Genomic DNA, 22,375 nt, shown 5'->3' with positions numbered 1-22,375 from the left:
TGAGGGAATGATCCGGTTCGAGCACGTCACCAAGCGCTATCCGGACGGCACGACCGCCGTGGACGACCTCACCTTCGAGGTCGCGGAGGGCGAACTGGTCACGCTCGTCGGCCCGTCGGGGTGCGGCAAGACGACCACGATGATGATGGTGAACCGGCTCATCGAGCCGACCGGGGGCCGGATCTACGTCGACGGTGAGGACATCGCGCAGGTCGACCCGGTGCGGCTGCGGCGCCGCATCGGGTACGTCATCCAGCAGGTGGGGCTCTTCCCGCACCGTACGGTCCTCGACAACACCGCGACGGTTCCGGCGCTGCTCGGCTGGAAGCGGGCCGCGGCACGGGCCCGTGCCGCGGAACTCCTGGACCTGGTGGGCCTCGACCCCGGGACGTTCGGGGCCCGCTACCCGGACCAGTTGTCGGGCGGGCAGCGGCAGCGGGTCGGGGTGGCCAGGGCGCTCGCCGCCGACCCGCCGGTGCTGCTGATGGACGAGCCGTTCGGGGCCGTCGACCCGGTGGTGCGGGAGCAGTTGCAGGACGAGTTCCTGCGGATGCAGGACACGGTCCGCAAGACGGTGCTGCTGGTCACGCACGACATCGAGGAGGCGGTGCGGCTCGGTGACCGCATCGCCGTGTACGGACAGGGGCGCATCGAACAGTTCGACACCCCGGGTGCGGTGCTGGGCAACCCCGCCACGGCCTATGTCGCCGAGTTCGTCGGCGCCGACCGCGGACTGAAACGGCTCTCGGTCACCGAGATCGAGGCCGACGACCTGGAGCAGCCGCCGGTGGCCCGGCTCGGCGAACCGGCCGCGCGGGCCGCGGCCCGGCTGCGTGCCGGGGGAGCCCGCTGGGCGGCCGTCCTCGGCACCGGCGCGCAGTTGCACGGCTGGGTCGGCCTCGACGAGGTGTCCCGTGCGGGCGAGGGCGTCACGGTCGGCGATCTGGCCCACCGGATGAACGCATGGGTGCCGGTGGGCGCGCCGCTGAAGCAGGCCTTCGGCGTGATGCTCCAGCACGACGCGGGGTGGGTGGCGGTGCTCGACGGGGAGCGGTTCCTCGGGGTGCTCACCCCGGCCAAGCTGCACGAGGCGTTGCGGCGGTCGGTCGATGCGGACGCCCTGGGGGTGGCACGGGCGGAGGTCTCCTTCGACTCCGTCTCCGACGCATAGCCCCCCGCGCCCGCGAAGCCGGCTCCGACGCCTGCGCCTACGCCTCCGTCGGTCCCTGCAGGAGTCCCTTCTGCTCCAGATAGTTCCTGGCCACGTCCTCGGGGAGTCTGCGCCAGCTGTCGACCTGCTGGTTCATCGACGCCAGGTCCTCGGTCGTGAGGACCTTGTTGAGCCTGTCCAGCGCGGCCGTGACCCCGGGACCGCCCGCACGGGCGCGGTTGACGACCGGGACGATGTAGTCGGCGTTCTGGAGGTGCTTGTCGTCCTTGAGCAGGACGAGGCCGAACTCGGGCAGGGTCGCGTCGGTGGTTGTGGTGAGCACCATCTGATCCTGGCCGCTCTGCACGGCCTTCTTCGCCTGGGTGGTGCCGACGCCCTTGGGATCGATGCCGGTGACGTCGATGCCGTACACCTTCCTCAGTCCCGGTTCGCAGTACGGACGCTGCACGCATTCGTCGCCCGCCGCGAGCCGCACCTTCAGTCCCGAGGCGCCGAGGTCGCCGAGCGTCCTGAGCCGGTGCTGTGCGGCGTAGGGCGCGGCCACGGCGAAGGCGTTCTGGTCGACGGCGCGTCCGGGGTCGAGGACGGTGAGCCCGCGGGGCGTGGCGAGACGGCGCAGGGCGGTCGTCGTGGCGCCGAGGTCGGGTGAGCCGGCGGGCGGGGCGGCGGTTCCGTTGGCCTTGGTGTTGAGCCAGTCCGCGAAGGTGGCGGCGTACTCGGGCACGACGTCGATCTGCCCGGACTCCAGCGCCGGTTCGTACAGCTCACGGTTGGCGACCGTGATGATGTCGGTGTGGTACCCGGCCTTCCGCAGCAGCAGCGCGTACATCTGGGCGAGCAGATCGCTCTCGGTGAACCCGGCCGAGCCGATCGTGAGGTGTCTGCTGTCGCCGGGCGAAGCGGTGACCTGGCCCTTGGTCTCCAGGCTGGGCCCCGAGGTGCAGCCGGCCAGCGCCAGCAGGGCGGCTGCCACCGGTGCGGCACGCCGCCCCGCCCCGCCGGTGCCCACGAGGGCCCGGCGGCGCGTCACCCGGCCGGTGCCGGCGCGGGCCCGGCGGACCGTCAGGAACCGTCCGCCCGGGCGCAGCCCGGTGCGCCCCGGGGGACTCGTCACCGCGTCCGCCCGAGAAGGGCCCGTACGCCACGCACCGCTGCCGCCCGCTCCGGACGGTTCCGTTCGGCGCGCGCCCTGACGCGTCGGCGTCCATAGCGTTCGACCAGCTCGAAGACCGCCTCCACGAGCAGCGCGAACACGGCGACGAGGAAGGCGCCCGCGACGACCTGCGGCGTGCTGGCCAGGTTGAACCCCGCGGTGATGATGCGTCCGAGGCCGCCGCCGCCCGCGAGCGCCGCGATGGTGGCGGTCGCGACGAGCTGCACGGCCGCGATCCGCACTCCGTTGAGGATGAGGGGCGTTGCCAGCGGGATCTCGACCCGGGTCATCGTCTGCCGTCCGGTCATCCCCATGCCGCGCGCCGCCTGGACGACCCCGCGGTCGACCTCGCGCATCCCGACGTAGGCGTTGGTCAACAGCGGTGGCACCGCGAACAGGACGAGCGCCACGACCGTGGGCCCCTCGCCGAACCGGCCGATCGGGGTGAGCAGCAGCAGGACGAGCACGGCGAAGGTGGGCACCGCGCGGCCCACGTTGGAGATGTTGACGGCGAGGGCGCCGCCGCGGCCGACGTGCCCGAGGACGACCGCGACGGGCAGCGCGATCGCGCAGCTGATGACGAGACAGACCACGGTGAGGACGAAGTGCTGGGCGAGCCGGTGCCGGACGCCGTTGTCGCCCGACCAGTGCGCCGGGTCGGCAAGCCAGTGCCAGGCGTCGGTGAGGGTGGTCATCCCCGGTCCGCCCTCACCGGCGCGCGGCTCTCGTCCACGGCGTGAGCAGGCGCTGTACGCCGAGCAGCAGCAGGTCGGCCGCGACGGCGATGACGACGCACAGTACCGACGCGGTGAGCACCTGAGCCTTGAAGTAGGTGTTCATGCCCGCATAGATGAGGTTTCCGAGCCCGCCGAAGCCGACGATCGCGCCGACGGTGACGAGGGAGACGGCGGAGACGGTCGCGATGCGCAGCCCGGCCATGGCGGCGGGCAGCGCGAGCGGGAGCTCGACGGTGAGCAGCAGCCGGATCGGACCGTAGCCGAGCCCGCGGGCGGCCTGCCGGGTCTCCTCGGGGACGGCCCGCAGCCCGGCGAGGATGTTCCGCACCAGCAGCGTGAGCGAGTAGAGGACGAGGCCCGCGACGACGAGCGCCGCGGAGAGTCCGTACGCGGGCAGGAGCAGCGAGAACATCGCGAGGGACGGGATCGTGTACAGGATCGTGGTGACGGCGAGCACGGGCCCCGCGGTCCAGCTCCAGCGGCGCGCCGTGACGGCGAGCGGCACGGCGATCACCAGAGCGATGAGCACGGCAGCGGCGGTGAGCTGGAGATGCTGGAGGACCGCGTCGGCGAGGATCCGGCTGCGGGTGGTCAGGTACGCGCCGCAGATCCAGTCGTTGCGCGCGAGGCAGTCGTCCGGGGGCGCGGTCACGGGTCCATTCCAGCGGGCCCGGACGGGCGGGGCGCGCTGGGGTGGCCCGTCCGGGCGGTGCGGACGGTGCCCGGGCGCATCCCGCTCTTCCTGGCCGCCGAGCCGGGGACGCGTCCTGCCCGGCGGGGCGGGGCACGTCCTGCCGATACGGTTCCGGGCCGGGTGAACCGGGTGGTCCCGGGCGCGGGAAGACTCCCCGAGCGGCTCATTCATTGAACGTTGCATTTGAATGTGGATCATTCATGACCGGCTCGGTCGGCACCCCTCCCATCCAGTGCAATGCTGGAGATACCACCACGTGCAGATGTCGCCCATGACGGGGTCCCGCAGTCGCGGTGGGGCGACGGCCCTCATGGATGAGGTAGCGCCATGGACAGCTCCCAGAGCGGACCGGGGCAGGACCGCCCGGCGCTCCCGTTCCACCCGTCGCAGTCCGACCACCCGTGGTGGGACCGTTCGCTGGTGGGGCAGTTCCTCTCGCGTTCGCCGGTCGGCATCGCCGTGATGGATCCCGAGCTCCGCTACCTCTGGCTCAATGACGCTCTGGCCCGCATGGGCGGGGTGTCGCGCGAGGAGCGGATCGGCAAGCGGATCGGCGAGGTGCTGCCGAGGATGGACGCCGAGACGGTCGAGAACGCGATGCACAAGGTGATCGCGACCGGCGAGCCCGCCATCGACGTCGAGTACTGGGGCCGGTTGCCCGCCGACCCCGACCGTGAGCACGCCTACTCGACGTCCTTCTTCCGGCTCGACGACGCCTCCGGGCAGGTACGCGGCGTGTGCTACATGGTCATCGACGTCACCGAACGGTGGCGGGCGCGGGAGCGGCTGGCGTTGCTGAACGAGGCCGGCGCACGCACCGCGAGCACCCTGGACGTCACGCGTATCGCCCAGGCGCTCGCCGAGGTGGGGGTCCCGCGGCTGGCCGACTTCGTGGCCGTCGACCTGATGGACCCGGTGGTGCGCGGGGAGCCGTCCCGCGGTGTGCCGCCGACGGGTCCGTACCGCCTGCGCCGCGTCGGCAGGCACGCGATCGCCGCGGACACCGCCGCACCGCTCGCCGGTGCCGGGGCTACCGTGGAGTTCGCGGCGGACTCGCCCGGCGCACGGTGTCTGGCCGAGGGCGCCTCGTACGCGCCGTCCGTGCTGCACGACGACGCGGGCGACTGGCTCGCCGCAGCCCCGCGGGAGACCGCGGCGGCCGACGGGGGCGGCGGCGGGCCCGGCCTCCCGTGCTCGCTGATGCTGGTGCCCGTCGGCGCCCGTGACAGCACCCTGGGGGTCGCGACATTCCTCCGCTGGCAGGGGCGCGAGACCTTCGACGGGGACGATCTGCTGCTCGCCCAGGAGCTCGTCGCGCGGGCCGCGGTCGGCATCGACAACGCCCGCCGGTTCGCACAGGAGCACAACACGGCACTGGCTCTCCAACGCTTCCTGCTCCCGCACCGTTTGACCGCGCGAAGCACCATGGAGGTGGCGTCGCGCTATCTGCCCGCCGGCAGCGACGGCGGCGAGAGCGGGGACGTACGGGTCGGCGGGGGCGCGATCGGCGGCGTGGGCGGTGGGGTGGGCGGCGACTGGTTCGACGTCATCCCGCTGTCCGGCGGGAGGGTCGGCCTGGTCATCGGCGACGTCGTCGGCCACGGCCTCGGCGCCGCCGCGGCGATGAGCCGGTTCCACACCGCCGTGCGGACGCTCGCCGATCTGGACCTGCCCCCGGCGGAGCTGCTGGCCCACCTGGACGACCTGGTGCTCAGCCTCCTCGGCGAGGAACCGTCGGAGGGCAACCAGCCGTCCGCGGTGCTCGGCGCGACCTGCCTGTACGCCGTCTACGACCCGGTCACGCTGGTGTGCTCGATGGCCCGGGCCGCGCATCCGGCACCGGGGATCGTCGCCCCGGACGGCTCGGTGACCTTCCCCGATCTGCCGTCGGGACCACCGCTGGGCCTCGGCGGACTGCCGTTCGAGTCCATCGCGTTCGATCTCCCGGAGGGCAGCGTCCTCGCCCTCTACACCAACGGCCTGATCAAGAACCGCGGCCAGGACATGGACGTAGGCCTCGAGCGGCTGCGGGCCGCACTCGCCCGGCCGGGCCTGCCCTTGGAAGGGCTGTGCTCATCGGTCCTGGACTCCCTGCTCGACGGGCCGCCCGAGGACGACGTCGCGCTGCTCCTCGCCCGCACCCACTCCCTCGACGCGGACCGGGTGGCCACCTGGACCCTGCCCGCCGATCCCTCGTTCGTGGCCGAGGCCCGCGCCCTGGCACAGCGGCAGCTCGAGGAATGGGGGCTCGAGGAGCTGGCGTTCCCGCTCGAACTGATCGTCAGCGAGCTGGTCACCAATGCCGTCCGCCATGCCTCCGGGCCCATCCGGCTGCGCCTGATCCGGCAGAACGTCCTCGTCTGCGAGGTGGCGGACACCAGCAGCACCGCCCCCCGCCTGCGGCACGCGCGCACCACCGACGAGGGCGGCCGCGGCCTCTTCCTGGTGGCCCAGCTCGCCCAGCGCTGGGGCACCCGCTACACCGCCGAAGGCAAGATCATCTGGGCGGAGCACCCGCTGCCCCCGGTCGCCGCCGCCTGACGCCCCGCCGCGCCGTCCGGGACGGTCGGTATGCTCGCCGCCACCGGACGGCGGCTCCCGCCGACGGCGTCGCGGCACGGCGCCCCCTCCGCGTCCGACGCAGCAGACGAGCGAGAAGAGAACAGTGTTCGACTACGAGAAGGACGGTGCGGAGATCTACCGCCAGTCCTTTGCCACCATTCGCGCGGAGGCCGACCTCGCCTCCCTCCCGGCGGACGTCGGCCAGGTCGCGGTGCGCATGATCCACGCGTGCGGAATGGTGGACCTGGTCCAGGACCTCTCGTACACGCCCGGCGTGGTGGCCCGCGCCCGTGCGGCCCTCAGGGCGGGCGCACCGGTCCTGTGCGACGTCGCCATGGTCGCGAGCGGGGTGACGCGCAGGCGGCTGCCCGCAGGCAACGACGTCGTCTGCACGCTGTCCGACCCCGCGGTGCCGGAGCTGGCGGCGAAGCTCGGCACCACCCGGAGCGCGGCCGCGCTGGAGCTGTGGCGCGACCGGCTGGAGGGCGCCGTGGTCGCCGTCGGCAACGCGCCCACGGCGCTGTTCCGGCTGCTGGAGATGATCGAGGAGGGCGCGCCCCGTCCGGCGGCCGTCATCGGTGTCCCGGTCGGCTTCGTCGGGGCCGCGGAGTCCAAGGACGCCCTGGCCGCGCACCCCGCAGGCCTGGAGCACCTGGTGGTGCGCGGGCGGCGGGGCGGCAGCGCCATGGCCGCCGCGGCCGTCAACGCGATCGCGAGCGAGGAGGAGTGAGCGGTCCCTTCCCGGGCGCCCGGGAAGGGACGGTGCGCCACGGGTCCGCTGCGGCGGTCGTCCGGGCCGTCCGCCGTCATCCGGACCGCTGATCCGGCTCCCCGCCGTGCCCGGTGAGCCGGAGCAGCCAGGCGGCCGCCTCCTGCTCGGTGGCCGCCGCGGGGACGCCGTCCGGGAGCGGGGGACGGCGCACGACGACGACCGGGAGGCCGGCCTCACGGGCGGCCTTGAGTTTGGGCGCGGTCGCCGCGCCGCCGCTGTCCTTGGTGACGACGACGTCGATGTGGTGGGCGGCCAGCACCTGCCGTTCTCCGTCCAGGGTGAACGGGCCACGGTCGAGGAGCACGAGCATGCGGGGCGGGTGGGGTGGCCCGGGGCGGTCCACGGACCGTACGAGGAACCACAGGTCGTCGAGGCCGGCGAAGGCGGACAGGCCGAGGCGCCCGGTGGTGAGGAAGACACGCCGGCCGAGCCGGGGCAGCAGTACGGCTGCGGCGTCGAGGGAGTCGACGACGTGCCAGTCGTCCCCCGCTTCCGGGACCCAGCCGGGGCGCCGCAGGGCGAGCAGGGGAAGATGGGCCGTGGCGGCGGCCCGCGCCGCGTTGAGACTCATGGTGCCGGCGAAGGGATGGGTGGCGTCGATGACCGCGTCCACCCCCTGCTCGCGCAGCCACCGGGCCAGCCCGTCGGCGCCGCCGAAGCCGCCGATGCGCACCTCGCCCGGCGGCAGCAGCGGGGCGGCGACCCGCCCGGCGAGCGACGTGGTCACCCGCACCGAGGGCATCTCGGTGCACAGGATTCCGGCCAGGCGTCGGGCCTCGGCCGTTCCGCCGAGAATCAGCACGTGCACGGCGTTCGGGTCCGTTCATGAGTGAGTCGGTGAAGGGCGGTCGCAGCGCCCAACTCAAGCACACGGGCCTGCGGCCGGGCTGGACGACCGGAGCCTGCGCGACCGGGGCGGCCACCGCGGCGTACACGGCTCTGCTGACCGGCGGCTTCCCCGACCCGGTGACCGTCACGCTGCCCAAGGGGCAGACACCCGCATTCGCCCTCGCGGTCGAGGAGTTGACGGGCGCCCACGCCATGGCGGGCATCGTGAAGGACGCGGGGGACGACCCCGACGTCACCCACGGCGCCCTGGTGCGCGCGAGCGTGCGGCATCTGCCGCCGGGATCCGGCGTCGTCTTCCGGGCGGGCCCGGGTGTGGGCACCGTCACACGCCCCGGGCTGCCGCTGCCGGTCGGCGAACCGGCGGTCAATCCCGTGCCGCGGCAGATGATGCGTGAGCACATAGCGCGGGTCGCCGAGCGGCACGGCGGCAGCGGCGATGTCGAGATCACCGTCTCGGTCGACCACGGCGAGGAGCTCGCCCGCTCCACGTGGAACCCGCGGCTCGGCATCCTCGGCGGTCTGTCCGTCCTCGGCACCACCGGCATCGTCGTGCCCTACTCGTGCTCGGCATGGATCGACTCCATCCGGCGCGGTGTCGACGTGGCGCGCGCCGCCGGGCGTACGCATGTGGCGGGCTGCACCGGTTCCACGTCGGAGCGGACGGTGGTCGCCGAGTACGGTCTGCCCGAGGACGCCCTGCTCGACATGGGTGACTTCGCCGGTGCGGTGCTGAAGTACGTACGCCGGCACCCCGTGGACCGGCTCACGGTCTGCGGTGGGTTCGCGAAGCTGTCGAAGCTGGCGGCCGGCCATCTGGATCTGCACTCCGCCCGTTCCCGGGTCGACCGGGACTTCCTGGCCGCGCTGGCGCGGCGCGGTGGCGCGGACGAGGCCGTGGCCGCCGGGGTCGCGGACGCCAACACCGGCCTGGAGGCGCTGCGGATGTGCGCGGCGGCGGGGGTGCCGCTCGGGGACCTGGTGGCGGTGGCCGCCCGGGACCAGGCCCTGTCGGTGCTGCGCGGAGCGCCGGTCTCGGTCGACGTGATCTGCATCGACCGCGCGGGCACGATCGTGGGCCGCAGCCCGGCGAGCCGGTGACCCCCGCCCGCCGGCGACTCCCCGCGCGCCCCTGGGTCGTGTCCGCGAAGTAGCGCCGTCTGCCCGGAGGGCAGGGCTCGCGGCGTCCGGTGCTGGGGGCACCTCCCGCGCCCTTCAGGCTGTGGGGGAGCATCGCAGGGCGGAGGGTCGCCCGCGTACTGGGCGTACGCGGGCGATCCCGACAACGCGGCAGGGCGTACCTCCCACGCCCTTGAGGCAGTGGGGGAGCGCGCCAGGCGCCGCGGGGCGGACGGGAATGTGACGACAGACCCTGGCGGCGCGGCCCTGCGGGCGCGTTGGCCCGCTTCTCGTCGAGGACTCCGAGCACACCCGTGGTTCTGCCCACCGACGGCGCCGGCCCCGCTGTCGCGACCGCCCCTCCGCCCGCTCGCCCCCAGGTCTCCCTGCCGGTTCACGCCCAGGTGCGGTCGAGGAAGTCCGCGATCAGCGGGGCGATCTCGGCGAGCTTCTCCTCCAGGGCGAAGTGGCCGGTCTCGAACAGATGGAGCTCCGCCCCGGGCAGGTCGCGCAGATAGGCGCGGGCGCCGGACTCGGGGAAGAACTGGTCGTGGACGCCCCAGGTGATCAGGGTCGCGGGGGTGTGCCTGCGCAGCCAGGCCTGCCAGTCGGGGTAGGCGGCGACGTTGCTGCGGTAGTCGTAGGCGAGCGCGAGTTGGGCTTCCTTGCGGCCGGGCAGGTCCAGGAAGTGCTGGTCGAGGAGCCAGCCTTCGGGGGCGACGCGCTCGGGCTCACCGGCTCCGCCCTCGTACTGGGCGCGGGTGGCGGGCAGGGTGAGCAGGTCACGCACGGTCCGCTCGGCGCCGGGGGTGTCGGGGGTGAGGGCGATGAAGTCACGGGCGAGGGACGACAGGCCCTCCGTGTAGGCGTTGCCGTTCTGCACGACCAGTCCGGCGATCCACCCGGGGTTGCGCAGGGCCAGCCGGAAGCCGACCGGGGCGCCGAAGTCGAAGACGTACATGACGAACCGGGTCAGGCGGAGGCTGCGGACGAACCCTTCGGTGATGTCGGCGAGGCGGTCGAAGGTGTAGGTGAAGTCCGCCGGCGCCTCGGTGTTGCCGAAGCCCGGGTAGTCGGGGGCGATCAGACGGTAGCGGGCGCCGAGGGCGTCGATGAGGCGGCGGAACTGGTGGGAGGCCGAGGGGAATCCGTGCAGCAGGAGCAGCACGGGAGCGTCCGGCCGCTCCGGCTGTGACTCGCGGTAGAAGACGCGGACCCCGTCGACGTCGACGTGACGGTGGACGACCCGGGGCACGGACACGGCTGTCGACAACATTCACATGCCTCTCTAGAGAAATGTTGCATTAGTTCTATCGAAAGGGTGGCTAACGTGTCAATGCGCGGAGGTAGCATTAGCCGGGTGATGGATGCCGAACCTCTGACCGGTGAACCGCTCGCTCTGGACCTGGTCAACACCCGACCCGCCGGGCCGGAAGGCCGGACCGATCTGCTCGCCACGCCGCAGCTGCTCGCCGCATGGCTGGAGTCGGAGGGCGACCGGCTCCCCGGGCCGGCGGCCGACCAGGCGCCGAAGCCGGACGACCTGGCGCCCGTGCACGCCGTACGCGCCCACACCGAGGCGGCGGTGCGGGCGCTCATGGAGGGGCACCGCCCGCCCGCCGAGGCACTGCACGGACTGAACGAGGCCCAGCGCGCCGCCCCCGCCACGACGGAACTCCGGTGGGACGGCGCCGTGGTCGTCTCCCTTCCCTCGCGCACCGGTTCGCTCGGTGTCCGGCTGGCCGCGGTGCTGGCCGAAGCGGCCGCGGACCTGCTCGCGGGGGCCGATGCGGGCAAGGTGCGGGAGTGCGCCGCGGGTGACTGCGTGATGCTCTTCCTGCCCGCCCATCCGCGCCGACAGTGGTGTTCACCGACTCGTTGCGGCAACAGGGCCCGCGTCGCCCGCTACTACCGGCGGCACAAGCCCTGAGGCGGCCCTGTGCCCCGAGGGCCCTGCGCACCGGTAACGCGGAGGGGTGCCGTCACTCCTCCATGGGGCCCGAGCCAGGAGGCCGGCCGCCGGCCGCCGGGGCGGCGCCGTCCGGGCCTGCCGTGGACCGCCGGGACAGCCGCTCGATGTCATGGGCGGTGATGATCCCGCCGAGCCGTCCGCCGTCCGTCACCAGGATGGGCAGTCCGGTGTCCGGTCCGAGACGGTCCAGGACGCCGATCAGCGGTTCGCCGGGCGTGGCGAGCACACAGTGCGACAGCGGGATCGCCACGTCGCGTACGCGCAGCTCCTCCCGCCGACCCGACGGCAGGGCCGCCAGCCGTCCCAGGCGTACGACTCCGCTCGGACGCCCCGCGAAGTCCACCAGCGGCAGGACCGAGTGCCTCGTCCGCGCGGCGACGTCGGCCAGGAAGCGGTCCACCGGCAGCCAGTCGGGTCCGGTGACCACCGGGCTCGTCATCGCCTCGGTCACCGAAACGCCCCGCAGGGCCGTGCGGAGCTCGGCCCACCGCCGTTCGGCCGCCGCGGTGACCGCCACGAACAGGCCGACGACCACCAGCCACAGCCCGCCGGAGACCCCTCTCACGAACGCCAGCCATCCGAGGATGCCGAGCGCGGTGCCGATGATCTGCCCGCTGCGCCCGGCCGCCCGCTGGGCCCGGTCCCGGTCTCCGGAGCGCCACCACAGCGCGGCCAGGAGCACCCGGCCACCGTCGAGCGGTGCGGCGGGGAGCAGGTTGAAGACGCCCAGCAGCAGGTTGGTTCCGCCGAGCCACTCCAGCAGGGCGACCGGCACCCGCCAGTCGAACGCCGACTCCACACCCGCCGCGGCCCCCACCGCGATCCCGCCGAACAGCAGGCTGGCGAACGGCCCGGCGACGGCGACCGCGAATGCCGTCCGCGCCGTCGTCGGCCGTTCCATCCGGGTCATTCCGCCGAGTGCCCAGAGCGTCATGTCGTGCACGGGGATCGCGGCCCTGCGGGCGGTCAGCGCGTGTGCCGCCTCGTGGACCACCAGGCTCAGCAGCAACAGCAGGGCGCCGACGACCCCGGCGACCGCGTACACGGCGGACGTCCGGCCCGGCGCGTACGCGGGCAGCGTCCGGCTGCTCAGGCCGTAGGCGAAGAGCAGCATGATCAGCGGCACGCTCCAGTGCGCGCGCAGCTCCACCCCCAGCACGCTCCCGATCCGGATCGAACCCTTCATCACCCTCACCCGCCGACGGGACACGACCCGCGGCCGCCGACGACCGCCCGGCATCCCCTTCTCCTCCATGGTCCGTCCACCGCGGCGCGACCGGAAGCCGGTTCCGGGCACGCCCCCCGGTACACAGGCCCGCGCGGGGCCGCGCCCGCCCCCGTCCCGCTCGCGGAAGCGGACGGGGCGCGACAGCCCTGCCGTGCTCCGAAGGGGTGGCACGGAGCCGCGCGGGTGTCAGGAGGAGGTCCCGGTGCAGGAGCGGTCCGTCCGAGTGACGACCTGTCGAACCCGGCCGAGGGCTCCGGAGGAGTTCGAGGGGGCATGACACCCCGGCCCGTGTCCGTCCGGCCTGCAGCACGCCTGCACGTGCTGGTCCGGGGACGGCCGGGCGATCAGGGGTGCCGTTCCGGATTCCCGGGATTTTCCGCCTCACCCCCACGCTTTTCCCCTCCCACGCGCACATCTGTCCGCGCTGCGGCAAAGCCGCCAAATCCCCTTGGCCAAGGTGCTGATGCGTCAAAGGTGAGGCGGGAAATCCACGCGTACGCCTGGGGAGTTCGGGCACGAGCATGCTGTCTGCCCGGCGCGGCAGTCAGGACCATGAAAGGAATCCTCTCGTGCTGATGGCTCACCCCGCGGTTCTGTCCGATCTCCTCGAGCAGTACGCGGCACTGACGGCGCTGGACGCCCACAACGGCGACGCGGAGGCGCAACGGCGGCTCGAGGACGTCACCTACACACTCTGTGTGGCGACCGGAACCCGGGACATCGACAGCGCCCTGGTGGCCGCGAGGTATCGCTTGCCGGGGGCCCGGCCGCACGACGACACCCACGCCGTCCGCGCTGCCGCCACCGCCCACGAAGCCTCCGCCGCCGCCGGGCCCACCGCCCCGGAGGACAGGACGTCCGGCGCGGACAGGCCCGCACCCACGGACATTCCGCCGGTCACCGACCGGCCGGGACCGGACGCTGCGGTCGGCACGGCCGCCGCTGCACAGCAGTTGGAAGGGGCCGCTTGACGGCTCCGGGCCGGCGCACGGACGACCCCCGCGCCTCTCCGCGGGCCAGGCGTCTCCCCTGACCCGCGGTTCTCCGGGGGTCCGCACGTCTCCCCCGGCCCGTATGTCTCCCGCGGTCCGCGCTTCTCCCGTCCTTCCCTGTCGTGGCCCTGACGGGTAATCCCCTACGCCCGTTCAGGCCACGACGGCTTCGGCTGCGACAGGAATCGGTAATCGCATGTGGGGGCCGGTACGGAAATACCGGCCCCCACACAGTGCGCAGCCATATCGCTGTCACCAGCGATACCAGCGGCCGCGACTTCCTCCCGATCCGGTGGGACGGACGACGAATCCGACCAGCCACACCACGAGCACGATCACGGCAATCCACCAGAGCGCCTTCAGCGCGAATCCGGCACCGAAAAGGACGAGGGCGAGCAGCAGGACGAGAAGCAAGGGCACCATATTCATCCACCTCCGATGGCACGGTTGCCCGCCTTCCGGAAACTTACGCCGGGCCGAATTCCGTCTGTTCCGAGACCGATTGCCGACGCCGGGCGGAACAGGGACGGCCGACCCGCTCCCGGGAGCGCCTCCGCCGATTCGGACCTGTCCCGTCGGGGTCGGGGTGGCCCGACCGCCCGGCGGGCGAATGGGCCAGTGGTGTGATGGGCCGGGCGGCGGGGCTTGACGATCGCCGTCGGGGGCACGCGCACATGCAGCGGTGGGCCGCGCAGCTCGGCATCCGGCCCGGCAGCCCGGCCACGGCAAGGAGCTGACATGACCGGCACGTTGGTGACGCTACTCGATCAGGTTCAGGAACGGGGCCGCTTCGCCCAGCGGCAGGAGGCCGCCCGGGCCGTCCACCACGTCGTGGAGGTCCTGGGCGCGCACCTGGTGGGCGACGACAGGGAGGACATCGCCCGTCTCCTGCCGCCCCAGTGCGGTCTGTTGCTGGCCGAGGCCCTACCGGCCAGCGAGCCCCTGACACCGCAGGGGTTCATCGAAGCCGTCGCGGCACGGGACCACAGCGACTTCGGCGAGGCGCGCCGCGCCGTCACGGCCGTGCTCGGCGTCCTCGCCGACAACGCGGACGACGCGCTGCTGCGCCGCGTCATCACCCAGCTCCCGCCGGGCCATGCGGGCCTGTTCGGTCGTACGGAGCCCGCGTAGACGTGACCGGATGCGCCCGGCGCCGAGCCGTACGGCGGCTCCGTGCGCCGGGCGCTTCGTCCTCGGGGCGACGACCCTCACGACGGAGCCGCCAGGTGCGGGATGCTTCCGCCGGACCCGCGGCCGGCCCGGTCCGCCGCGGGCCCGGCCCGGCGCCGCGGAGTGTCACCGGCGGGGTGCCCGACGGTCACCGTGGGTGAAACACCGTGGAAGGATAGGGTTGCGCCATGGAAGAGCCTTGCCCGGCGGGTCCGGCCCCACCGGCAGGGATCCTGCGACGGCGGGACAGCGTGGAGCAAGAGGGACGAGTTGTGCAGGTCCGCGGTCGGCCTACAGGAGGCCGTCCATCGTGGCGACGGACCGTGCGAGGCGGCTGCGGGTGGACTCCCGCCCCCGTGCGCGGGCACGCTGCGCATGGCATGTTCGACCATAATGCGCCACTCCACCGTAGGGACGTCGCATTCTGGAGAGCCGGGGAAGTGAAGACCGCGGCGCTGCGCCGGCGCCACGGAACGAGGACGACTGAGTCGGAGTGTCAGTAGGGATGGACGCGAACCGCTCTGCATCGGACCGTCACCAGGACGAGAGCGTGGAGGCGGCCCGCGAGCTCATCGAGCTTCTCGAAGTGCTGTGGGAGCGCGGCAGGGACATGGCGTCCACGCCGGTCTCGGCCTCTCAGCTCCGGGTGCTCTACAGCCTCGACCGCGAGGAGGGCATCAACCTCCGGACGCTCGGTGAGCTGCTGGGCGCGGCTCCCCCGTCGGTCAGCCGGCTGTGCGATCGCATAGAGGCACTGGGGTTCATCCGGCGCGAGACCAGTCCGGTCAGCCGGCGCGAGCTGGAGCTGCACCTCACCAGCTCGGGGCGGGCCTTCCTGGAGGAGCTGCGGAGCCGGCGCGAGGCGGCCCTGTGGGACGTGATCTCCAGAATGAAGCCGTCGGCGCGCAAGGCGCTGTTGACGGGACTCACGGGGTTCCAGGACGCGCTGCACGAATCGGAGAGCGGCCCGAGACCCGGCCGATCGGTCACGGACGCCCGCTCCGCCTGACCTCCGGGCCGCGTGGCCGGGTGCCGCACAGCCCGCTGCGGCCGCTCCCTGCGCACGACGTATCACTTGGCCTCTCGATCACGGACTGCCCCACGGCACCCCCGGCGGAGTCGCCGGACCACAGACTATTACCTCAAGGATACAGTTGCCTAGCGGCAATTGTTGTCGCGGGGCGCACCGCCCGTGCGGCCGCTCCGGCCGGCTCCCCGCGGGCACCGCGCCCCTCCCTGCCGCACCTCGCGCACTCCGTCCGCAGGCGGCCCAGACACCCCAGCCCCGGCTCCCGGCTCCCGGCTCCCGGCTCCCGGCTCCCGGCTCCCGGCTCCCGCCGTCAGCGTCCGCCCCTGCCGGACCCGCCCTCACCGGCGCGGCCGTACCAGTCCAGGCAGATCACCAGGGCGTCGTCCTCCAGGGGTGTCGGGCCGTGATACGTGGCGAGTTCACGCAGGACCGCCCCCGGCACCTGGGCCGGCGGAAGCAGCCGGGTCGCGGCGAGCGAGCGGGCCAGGGCACGGTTGCCGAAGCGTTCACCGACGGGGGACGCCGCGTCGTAGACGCCGTCGCTGCCGAACAGCAGGCGGTCCCCCGGTCGGACCACGAAGCGCTCGGGCACGTAGACCGTGTCCTGGAACATCCCCAGCGGAAGCTGCGCGTCGAAGGAGACCGCATCCACGGAGGAGTCGCGCATGCGCCACAGCCGGGGCGAACCGGCGTCCACCACCTCCACCTCGCCCGTGGCGAGGTCGAAGTCCAGGAGCAGCACGGACGCGTAGGCGCGTCCCTCGTAGTGCGCGTACACCGCCTGATCGGCAAGGGTCGCCTGGCCGGCCAGGTCGAGGCCGGCACGCCGGGCGTTGCGCAGGGCGTTGACGACGAGGTTGGTGAGGAGCGCCGCCTCGATGCCCTCCCCCATCCCGTTGGTGAGCGTCAGCGTCAGATGACGGGCCGAGGCGGACCAGTCGAAGTTGTCGCCGAAGATGGCATAGGCGGGTTCGAGATGGGCGCCGAGCGCGAACTCGGGCCGGGCGCAGGACCGCCCGGGGAGCAACTGCCACTGCATCTCGGCCGCGAGCGTCAACCGGGCCGCGCGGCGGGCGAGCACATAGAGGTCCGTGTCCCGTTCGGCGACCAGGATCTCGTGACCGAGCGCCACGCAGACCCGCTCCATCTCCGGCAGCACCGACACGTCGTACACGTCCTCGGCCATCCTCACCGTGAGGACGCCCAGCCGGTCCCCGCGGACACTGACGGGCATATGGACGGCGACCGCGCCGCTCTCGTCCTTCGTGACGAAGGGCTCCTGCGCCCCGTACGCACGCCCCTGCGGGCTGTCGTGGATGAGGACCGGCTCCGCAGTCCGCTCCGCGTCATGTCCCACCGCCTGCAGCGAGCGCATGCCGTAGTCGGCCAGCCGGAGCTCCACCGGCCCGGCGCCGTAGCCCTCGGCGAGAGCTTCACTCACCACGTCGAGCAGGCGGTCCGGAGCCGCACCGCGCAGATCCCGCTCGATGGTCGCGATCTTGTCCACGTCGTCCTGATTCTCTCCGTGCCGGTCATTCCGAAGCCCGGCATACCGAGACCGCGCACGCCGAGTCCCAGGTTACGGCGCTGCCGGTCACGAACCGCATCCTAGGAAACAAAGGCAATATTTGTCACACGGCAACAATGCGAACGACCGGATCGCACCCGACCGCGACAAGTGCCCGCACGCGCCGGATGCCGGCCACCGGGCGCCCGGGCCCGGGCCTGCGATGCGACGACCCGCGCCACCGGCACCCCGCGGACCACGGGCGACGGAGCGCCACCCCCTGGCCGCCCGTCCTTACGACGTCTAACATTTGCCGAGCGGCAACATCGAAGAGGGCGGCGCGGCCCGGCGCCCGCTGGTCGGCGCCCGGACGGCGGTGCCCCCGAACTCACCCACGTGGAAGCGGAGACTCATGTCCCCCCGAGAACAGAACCTGGACGTCGAGGTCGAAGTCCACGACTCCGTCACCGCGATCGTGACGATTGGCGGCGAACTGGACATCGAGACGTCCGCGCTGCTGCACCACCATCTGGCCAATCAGTTTCTGCACGGCCGGCGCCATCTCGTCCTGGACCTGTCCACCCTGCAGTTCATGGATTCGTCCGGGCTGAACGTCCTGATCAAGAGCACCCGGGAAGCACGTGACATCGAGGGGGACCTCCACCTCGCCGCGCCCACTCCCGCCGTCCGGAGGCTCTTCGAGATCACCGGCCTGAATCTGACGGCTCCGATCCACGCGGATGTGCGGGAGGCACTCACCGCGGTCGGTGCAGCGACGGACACCGCCCACCGCGCCGCGGCGGACGCCGACCGCACCTCGTGACCGTCCGGTCGTGAGCGCGGTCACCTGATGTGACGGGCCGTCACGAGCGGCACCGCCCGCGGTGCCGGGCCGACGTGGCGGCCGCCACTCGGGGCGAGCGGCTATCACGAGGTGATGCGGGCAGAGGACTCGGGTGACTGAGACTCCCCGCGTCGAGGACCATGCCCTGATAGGCGATCACCAGACGGCCGCGCTGGTCGGCCGCGACGGTTCGATCGACTGGCTGTGCCTGCCCCGCTTCGACTCCGCCGCCTGTTTCGCCGCGCTTCTGGGCGACCGGGAGAACGGCCACTGGACCATCGCACCCGCTGACGGCACGGCGAGCAGCAGCCGCGCCTATCTGCCCGACTCGCTCGTCCTCGAGACCCTGTGGGAGACCCCGTCCGGCACCGTCAGGGTCCTCGACTTCATGCCACAGCGTGACCGGACCCCGGATCTCATCCGGATCGTCGAGGGGGTCTCCGGACGGGTCGCGATGACCGGGGAGCTGCGACTGCGCTTCGACTACGGACGGGTGCGTCCATGGCTGCGGCGCGCCGATGGCTTCCATGTCGCCGTGGCGGGACCGGACTCCGCCTGGCTGCGCCAGGAGCCGGGCGTGCGTACCCGTGTGGAGGACTTCACCACCTGGTCCGAGTTCACGGTGGCGGAAGGAGAGCGGGTCGCCTTCGTCCTCACCTACGCGCCGTCGCACGAGAGCGCCCCCTCCTTCGTGGACCCCCACGACGCGCTGGAGACGAGCCTGCGCGACTGGCGGGCGTGGGCGACGCGTTGCCACTACCGGGGCCCCTACCGGGACGCGGTGGTGCGCTCCCTGCTCACCCTCAAGGCCCTCACCTACCAGCCGACCGGCGGCATCGTCGCGGCCCCGACCACCTCGCTGCCGGAGGAGCTGGGTGGCGTACGCAACTGGGACTACCGCTTCTCCTGGCTCCGGGACTCGTCGCTCACCCTCCAGGCCCTCCTCGCGGCGGGGTACGTGGACGAGGCGCGGGCGTGGCGGGACTGGCTGCTGCGTGCGATCGCCGGCGATCCCGCGGATCTCCAGATCATGTACGGCATATCGGGAGAGCGGCGTCTCCCGGAGGCCGAACTCCCCTGGCTGAGCGGCTTTGCGGGCTCCTCCCCGGTGCGGGTGGGCAACGCCGCCGTGGACCAGGTGCAGCTGGACGTCTACGGCGAGGTCATGGACACCCTGCACTCCGCGTCCGATGCGGGACTGGACCTGGAGGCCGAGGCCTGGGAACTGCAGCGCGTGCTGATGGAGTCCCTGGAGTCCCGGTGGCGTCTCCCGGACGAGGGGCTGTGGGAGGTACGGGGCCCCCGGCGTCACTTCACGCATTCCAAGGTCATGGCGTGGGTTGCGGCCGACCGTGCGGTGCGCACTCTTCGGGCGCACCCCCGGCTGCCCGGCGCCGACCAGGTGGACCGGTGGCGGACGATGCGCGACGCCGTCCACGAGGAGGTGTGCGCCCGTGCGTTCGACTCCGAGCGCTGCACCTTCACACAGTCCTACGGGTCGGCGGAGCTCGATGCGGCCACGCTGCTCATCCCCCGGGTCGGCTTCCTGCCGGCCGACGACGCGCGGGTCGTGGGCACGATCGACGCGGTACAACGGGAGCTCGGCCAGGACGGTCTCATCCGGCGCTACAGCGGGGACGGCGCGTCCGTCGACGGACTGCCCGGCCGCGAGGGCGCCTTCATCGCCTGCTCGTTCTGGCTCGCCGACGCGCTGTGCCTGACCGGCCGGGTGAAGGAGTCCCGCCGTCTCTTCGAGCATCTGCTGTCGCTGCGCAACGACGTGGGGCTGCTGGCCGAGGAGTACGACCCGGCCGCCGGACGTCAACTGGGCAACTTCCCGCAGGCGTTCAGCCACATCGGCCTGGTCGGAACGGCGCACACCCTGGCCGCCGAGGACGCCCGCAGGGGGCGGGCCGCCCGGTCCGGCGGGCCGCGGCGCGGCAGGTAGGGCGAGGCGACGGCCGTATCGCCGGTGCCGCAGGGCCCGTGCCGGTCAGGGACCGCCGATGCGCCTGCCGGGAGGGCGCGGAGAGTCCCGGTGGGGCCAGAGGGCGGTCATGCGGGACCGTTCCCGGCCGCCGTGGGCTCCGTCATGCGGTGTACCTGCCCGGCGTGTGACCCCCCACCGCCCTGAGATGGGCGCCTCGGGGCGCCGTGATGGCCACGACGGCCATGTCGTCGTGGTGGCTGGACCCGCACCACTCGGCCGCGAGCATCTGCACATGCTCGGCGACCGCTTCGGCGGGCATGCCCGCGCAGTCGGCGAGCGCCCGCCTGAGCCGTTCCTCGCCGAAGAGTTCGTCGCCCATGGGGCCTCCCCGGGCCTCGGTGATGCCGTCGGTGAACAGCACACAGCTCTCGCCGGGGGCGAGGGTGAGCGCGGCCGTGTGGGCCTGGATCGCCGGCAGGACTCCGATCAGGCTGCCGCGCGTGGGTGCCTCCTCCACACGGCCGTCCGCCCGGACGATCAGCGGCGCCGGATGCCCGGCGGAGGTCAGCCTGAGGGCGACCCGGTCGGCGCGGCGCACCGCCGATGCGAGCACCAGTGTCGCGAAGCGGCCGTGGTGGGAGGTGAGCAGCGCGCCGTTGAGGAGTTCGAGCATCCTCTGGTGGTCGTCGGCCATGGGCAGCAGGGCATGGAGCGTGTTGCGGATCTTCCCGGTGAGCACCGCGGCTTCCAGGCCCTTGCCGCAGACGTCTCCCAGGACGACCAGGCACTCGCCGTCCTCCGTCGACGGCGGGTGCACATCGTAGAAGTCGCCGCCGATGCGCTCGTCGTCCCCGGCCGGGCGGTAGCGCGCCGCGAACTCGACTCCGCGGAGCTGGTGGATGCGCGGGGGCAGCAGATCCCGCATCAGGGTCTCGGTTATCAGTGCCTGCTCCGCGTAGAGGCGGGCGGCGGACATGGCCGCTCCGGCCCGGGCGGCGAAGAGACGGGCGAACACCTCCTCGCCCTCGGTGAACCGGGCGTTGCCGGTACGGCGCAGCAGGATCAGGGCGCCGGCGGGCACGCCGTGGCCCGGCAGCGGCGTGACCACTATCGCCCCCACCTCACCGAACCCCTCGGGCACCAGCCAGTCCGGAGCCGCCGACGGATCGATCCACCGGGACGGGACGGGCGGGAAGCCCTTGAGCGCCTCGGCGAGCCCGGGCACCTCCTCGGGCCGCGCGGGGATCATCCGCCGCTCCTGCCGTCCGGTGTCACCGGTGATCACCACCGGCAGCAGCCGGCCGCGTCCGGGGGCGACGACGACGGCCGCGTCGGCGAGGTGCCGGGCGGCCATGCGGCCCGCCACCTCCATGCACCGGTCCAGGTTCAGTGAGGACAGCAGCTGGTTGGAGGCCTCCGCCAGGAAGGCGGTGCGGTCCCGTTCCACGCGCAGCGCCTCCGCCGCCCGGCGCTGGTCGGTCTCGTCGACCAGCCACCAGGCCACCTCGCCGTCGTCGAGCCGGGTCGGATGGGCCTGGAAGCTGCGGCCGGCCGCCTCTCCCCGCGCCGGGTCCGCGGCGGCCTGCGCGGGTGCCGGCTCCTCCGCCGCGGGGAGGTCGCTGTGCGCGAGCCAGAGCCAGCAGGGCACGGCGTCCCGGAGCGGCGCCCCGGGCACGGCACCGGGACACACTGCGGCGAAGGCCGAGTTGGCCCAGCACACCCGGCCGGAGGCATCGACCACGACGAGGGGGTACGGGGCAGCCTGCAACGGCGCACCACTGCGGGTGCCGTCGGCGAAGTGCTCGGCGGGACTGACCACGTGCGGGCCCCGGGCTGCGGAGCCGTTCACCCCTCCCTGCTCGAGAACGCGATGGGCTGCCCGCGACACCTTTCCACCACCCCCGCACATCACGCAATCCGCCGCCATGGAACCTGCACACGGCGTTCGCGGCGACCACGTCACCGCTGGTCCGCCCGTGGCCACGGGTCACACCAACAGGCGCTCGCCGATGGGGGCTCCATGCCGGGACGACTGAGCGGCGGGCATGCGGGTACGAGGGGCGCACGCGACGCAGGAGCGGCCGCCGAGTCCGCTCCCGCCCCTGTCCGCCACGGCCATCAGAAAGGACGTAACCGTCGTGCACTCCATCTGGGATTACGCCGACGCGCTCATGCACCCGGTCGATCTCCGCGAATACGACGTCGAAGCCTCGGACGGGACGATCGGCCAGGTGGAACGCCAGGGCGAGGAGGGCGGTATGCACCATCTGATCGTGGACACCGGTGTCTGGATCTTCGGCAGGAGCATCCTTGTACCCGCCGGGCTCATCGACACCGTCGACCACGACCGGAAGATGCTGACGGTCCGGTACGCGAAGGACGACATCAAGTCGGCGCCGCAGTTCGGGACGGACAGCGAGGCGACGGACCCCGCCTATCTGCTGGCCGTGGAGGGCTATTACCGGATGCTGCTCTCCAGGGCCGTCGACTGACACACCCCCGGCCCGCCGTTCACGTCCGCCGACCGGGAGCCTCTTTCCCCCCGTTCGCCGACCGGCTCCCCGTGGCCCCGGAGCCACCCCCACCCGTGGGGGGGGGGCCCCCCCCCGGGGGCCCGCCGGGCCCCGCGCGGGGGGGCGGCTGAGCGA

At 73.1% G+C, this 22,375-nt stretch carries 19 protein-coding genes and 1 pseudogene; 11 read left to right on the top strand and 9 right to left on the bottom strand.

The features are described from left to right. Positions 1 to 7 precede the first annotated feature (7 nt). Positions 8 to 1,171: an ABC transporter ATP-binding protein gene (locus ACWCP6_RS33165; RefSeq protein ID WP_450936323.1), complete on the top strand. Its 1,164-nt coding sequence runs from the start codon at positions 8 to 10 to the stop codon at positions 1,169 to 1,171. Between the two features lie 37 nt (positions 1,172 to 1,208). Here the strand turns inward: ACWCP6_RS33165 and ACWCP6_RS33160 are convergent, their stop codons facing one another. The 3 genes from ACWCP6_RS33160 to ACWCP6_RS33150 all read right to left on the bottom strand — a co-directional run bounded on the left by ACWCP6_RS33160 (position 1,209) and on the right by ACWCP6_RS33150 (position 3,713). Beyond that, positions 1,209 to 2,180 carry an ABC transporter substrate-binding protein gene (locus tag ACWCP6_RS33160; protein WP_450936350.1) on the bottom strand — a complete coding sequence of 324 codons (972 nt, stop codon included), beginning with the start codon at positions 2,178 to 2,180 and terminating at the stop codon, positions 1,209 to 1,211. A 101-nt stretch (positions 2,181 to 2,281) separates the two neighbouring features. After that, positions 2,282 to 3,019 carry an ABC transporter permease gene (locus tag ACWCP6_RS33155; RefSeq protein WP_450936322.1) on the bottom strand — a complete coding sequence of 246 codons (738 nt, stop codon included), beginning with the start codon at positions 3,017 to 3,019 and terminating at the stop codon, positions 2,282 to 2,284. A 13-nt stretch (positions 3,020 to 3,032) separates the two neighbouring features. Beyond that, complete coding sequence (locus ACWCP6_RS33150) at positions 3,033 to 3,713, bottom strand: ABC transporter permease (protein WP_450936321.1); 681 nt, start codon at positions 3,711 to 3,713, stop codon at positions 3,033 to 3,035. 369 nt (positions 3,714 to 4,082) lie between these two features. On the opposite strand from ACWCP6_RS33150, the gene ACWCP6_RS33145 reads away from it, so the two are divergent. Both ACWCP6_RS33145 and ACWCP6_RS33140 read left to right on the top strand, forming a co-directional pair. Continuing rightward, positions 4,083 to 6,296, top strand: a complete 2,214-nt coding sequence (locus tag ACWCP6_RS33145) for a SpoIIE family protein phosphatase (protein ID WP_450936320.1) — start codon at positions 4,083 to 4,085, stop codon at positions 6,294 to 6,296. Between the two features lie 124 nt (positions 6,297 to 6,420). Next, a complete protein-coding gene (locus tag ACWCP6_RS33140; protein WP_450936319.1) occupies positions 6,421 to 7,047 on the top strand; it encodes a precorrin-8X methylmutase in 627 nt (208 codons plus the stop codon). A gap of 76 nt (positions 7,048 to 7,123) precedes the next feature. Here the strand turns inward: ACWCP6_RS33140 and ACWCP6_RS33135 are convergent, their stop codons facing one another. Then, positions 7,124 to 7,897, bottom strand: coding sequence for a cobalt-precorrin-6A reductase (locus tag ACWCP6_RS33135; RefSeq protein WP_450936318.1), 774 nt, complete (start codon positions 7,895 to 7,897; stop codon positions 7,124 to 7,126). A 17-nt stretch (positions 7,898 to 7,914) separates the two neighbouring features. Here ACWCP6_RS33135 and ACWCP6_RS33130 point away from each other — a divergent pair, with 17 nt between their 5' ends. Next, a complete protein-coding gene (locus ACWCP6_RS33130; protein ID WP_450936317.1) occupies positions 7,915 to 9,036 on the top strand; it encodes a cobalt-precorrin-5B (C(1))-methyltransferase in 1,122 nt (373 codons plus the stop codon). 412 nt (positions 9,037 to 9,448) lie between these two features. On the opposite strand, the gene ACWCP6_RS33125 is transcribed toward ACWCP6_RS33130, so the two are convergent. Then, a complete protein-coding gene (locus ACWCP6_RS33125) occupies positions 9,449 to 10,330 on the bottom strand; it encodes an alpha/beta fold hydrolase (RefSeq protein ID WP_450936316.1) in 882 nt (293 codons plus the stop codon). 87 nt (positions 10,331 to 10,417) lie between these two features. On the opposite strand from ACWCP6_RS33125, the gene ACWCP6_RS33120 reads away from it, so the two are divergent. Continuing rightward, positions 10,418 to 10,984 carry a CGNR zinc finger domain-containing protein gene (locus tag ACWCP6_RS33120; RefSeq protein ID WP_450936315.1) on the top strand — a complete coding sequence of 189 codons (567 nt, stop codon included), beginning with the start codon at positions 10,418 to 10,420 and terminating at the stop codon, positions 10,982 to 10,984. Positions 10,985 to 11,036: 52 nt separating this feature from the next. On the opposite strand, the gene ACWCP6_RS33115 is transcribed toward ACWCP6_RS33120, so the two are convergent. Next, positions 11,037 to 12,212, bottom strand: coding sequence for a site-2 protease family protein (locus tag ACWCP6_RS33115; protein ID WP_450936314.1), 1,176 nt, complete (start codon positions 12,210 to 12,212; stop codon positions 11,037 to 11,039). 611 nt (positions 12,213 to 12,823) lie between these two features. On the opposite strand from ACWCP6_RS33115, the pseudogene ACWCP6_RS33110 reads away from it, so the two are divergent. Beyond that, positions 12,824 to 13,036: pseudogene (locus ACWCP6_RS33110) on the top strand (DUF5133 domain-containing protein); the annotation flags it as partial. Between the two features lie 462 nt (positions 13,037 to 13,498). On the opposite strand, the gene ACWCP6_RS33105 reads toward ACWCP6_RS33110, so the two are convergent. Continuing rightward, a complete protein-coding gene (locus ACWCP6_RS33105; protein ID WP_450936313.1) occupies positions 13,499 to 13,669 on the bottom strand; it encodes a hydrophobic protein in 171 nt (56 codons plus the stop codon). Between the two features lie 315 nt (positions 13,670 to 13,984). Here ACWCP6_RS33105 and ACWCP6_RS33100 point away from each other — a divergent pair, with 315 nt between their 5' ends. Continuing rightward, complete coding sequence (locus ACWCP6_RS33100; RefSeq protein WP_450936312.1) at positions 13,985 to 14,377, top strand: DUF2267 domain-containing protein; 393 nt, start codon at positions 13,985 to 13,987, stop codon at positions 14,375 to 14,377. Between the two features lie 544 nt (positions 14,378 to 14,921). Then, positions 14,922 to 15,425, top strand: coding sequence for a MarR family transcriptional regulator (locus ACWCP6_RS33095; RefSeq protein ID WP_450936311.1), 504 nt, complete (start codon positions 14,922 to 14,924; stop codon positions 15,423 to 15,425). A gap of 331 nt (positions 15,426 to 15,756) precedes the next feature. On the opposite strand, the gene ACWCP6_RS33090 is transcribed toward ACWCP6_RS33095, so the two are convergent. Continuing rightward, positions 15,757 to 16,953: a PP2C family protein-serine/threonine phosphatase gene (locus ACWCP6_RS33090; protein ID WP_450936310.1), complete on the bottom strand. Its 1,197-nt coding sequence runs from the start codon at positions 16,951 to 16,953 to the stop codon at positions 15,757 to 15,759. A 412-nt stretch (positions 16,954 to 17,365) separates the two neighbouring features. On the opposite strand from ACWCP6_RS33090, the gene ACWCP6_RS33085 reads away from it, so the two are divergent. Together ACWCP6_RS33085 and ACWCP6_RS33080 are read left to right on the top strand one after the other, a co-directional pair. Further along, positions 17,366 to 17,776 carry an STAS domain-containing protein gene (locus ACWCP6_RS33085; protein ID WP_450936309.1) on the top strand — a complete coding sequence of 137 codons (411 nt, stop codon included), beginning with the start codon at positions 17,366 to 17,368 and terminating at the stop codon, positions 17,774 to 17,776. 133 nt (positions 17,777 to 17,909) lie between these two features. Then, positions 17,910 to 19,745 (top strand): glycoside hydrolase family 15 protein, encoded by a 1,836-nt coding sequence (locus ACWCP6_RS33080; RefSeq protein WP_450936308.1) that lies wholly within the window; start codon positions 17,910 to 17,912, stop codon positions 19,743 to 19,745. A 142-nt stretch (positions 19,746 to 19,887) separates the two neighbouring features. Here ACWCP6_RS33080 and ACWCP6_RS33075 read toward each other — a convergent pair whose 3' ends face one another. Continuing rightward, positions 19,888 to 21,495 (bottom strand): PP2C family protein-serine/threonine phosphatase, encoded by a 1,608-nt coding sequence (locus ACWCP6_RS33075; RefSeq protein ID WP_450936349.1) that lies wholly within the window; start codon positions 21,493 to 21,495, stop codon positions 19,888 to 19,890. A 370-nt stretch (positions 21,496 to 21,865) separates the two neighbouring features. Here ACWCP6_RS33075 and ACWCP6_RS33070 point away from each other — a divergent pair, with 370 nt between their 5' ends. Further along, positions 21,866 to 22,219, top strand: coding sequence for a PRC-barrel domain containing protein (locus ACWCP6_RS33070; protein WP_450936307.1), 354 nt, complete (start codon positions 21,866 to 21,868; stop codon positions 22,217 to 22,219). The last annotated feature ends 156 nt before the right edge of the window (positions 22,220 to 22,375 follow it).

Source organism: Streptomyces sp. NPDC002004, from assembly GCF_053593975.1.
The sequence above is the reverse complement of the archived record's forward strand: the minus strand, read 5'-3'. Positions and strand labels throughout refer to the sequence as shown.

Coding starts and splice junctions, on each gene's coding strand:
- ACWCP6_RS33115 (WP_450936314.1), bottom strand. CDS start 12,212: ATGAAGGGTTCGATCCGGATCGGGAGCGTGCTGGGGGTGGAGCTGCGC.
- ACWCP6_RS33130 (WP_450936317.1), top strand. CDS start 7,915: ATGAGTGAGTCGGTGAAGGGCGGTCGCAGCGCCCAACTCAAGCACACG.
- ACWCP6_RS33085 (WP_450936309.1), top strand. CDS start 17,366: ATGTCCCCCCGAGAACAGAACCTGGACGTCGAGGTCGAAGTCCACGAC.
- ACWCP6_RS33100 (WP_450936312.1), top strand. CDS start 13,985: ATGACCGGCACGTTGGTGACGCTACTCGATCAGGTTCAGGAACGGGGC.
- ACWCP6_RS33145 (WP_450936320.1), top strand. CDS start 4,083: ATGGACAGCTCCCAGAGCGGACCGGGGCAGGACCGCCCGGCGCTCCCG.
- ACWCP6_RS33165 (WP_450936323.1), top strand. CDS start 8: ATGATCCGGTTCGAGCACGTCACCAAGCGCTATCCGGACGGCACGACC.
- ACWCP6_RS33125 (WP_450936316.1), bottom strand. CDS start 10,330: ATGTTGTCGACAGCCGTGTCCGTGCCCCGGGTCGTCCACCGTCACGTC.
- ACWCP6_RS33105 (WP_450936313.1), bottom strand. CDS start 13,669: ATGGTGCCCTTGCTTCTCGTCCTGCTGCTCGCCCTCGTCCTTTTCGGT.
- ACWCP6_RS33095 (WP_450936311.1), top strand. CDS start 14,922: ATGGACGCGAACCGCTCTGCATCGGACCGTCACCAGGACGAGAGCGTG.
- ACWCP6_RS33120 (WP_450936315.1), top strand. CDS start 10,418: ATGGATGCCGAACCTCTGACCGGTGAACCGCTCGCTCTGGACCTGGTC.
- ACWCP6_RS33155 (WP_450936322.1), bottom strand. CDS start 3,019: ATGACCACCCTCACCGACGCCTGGCACTGGCTTGCCGACCCGGCGCAC.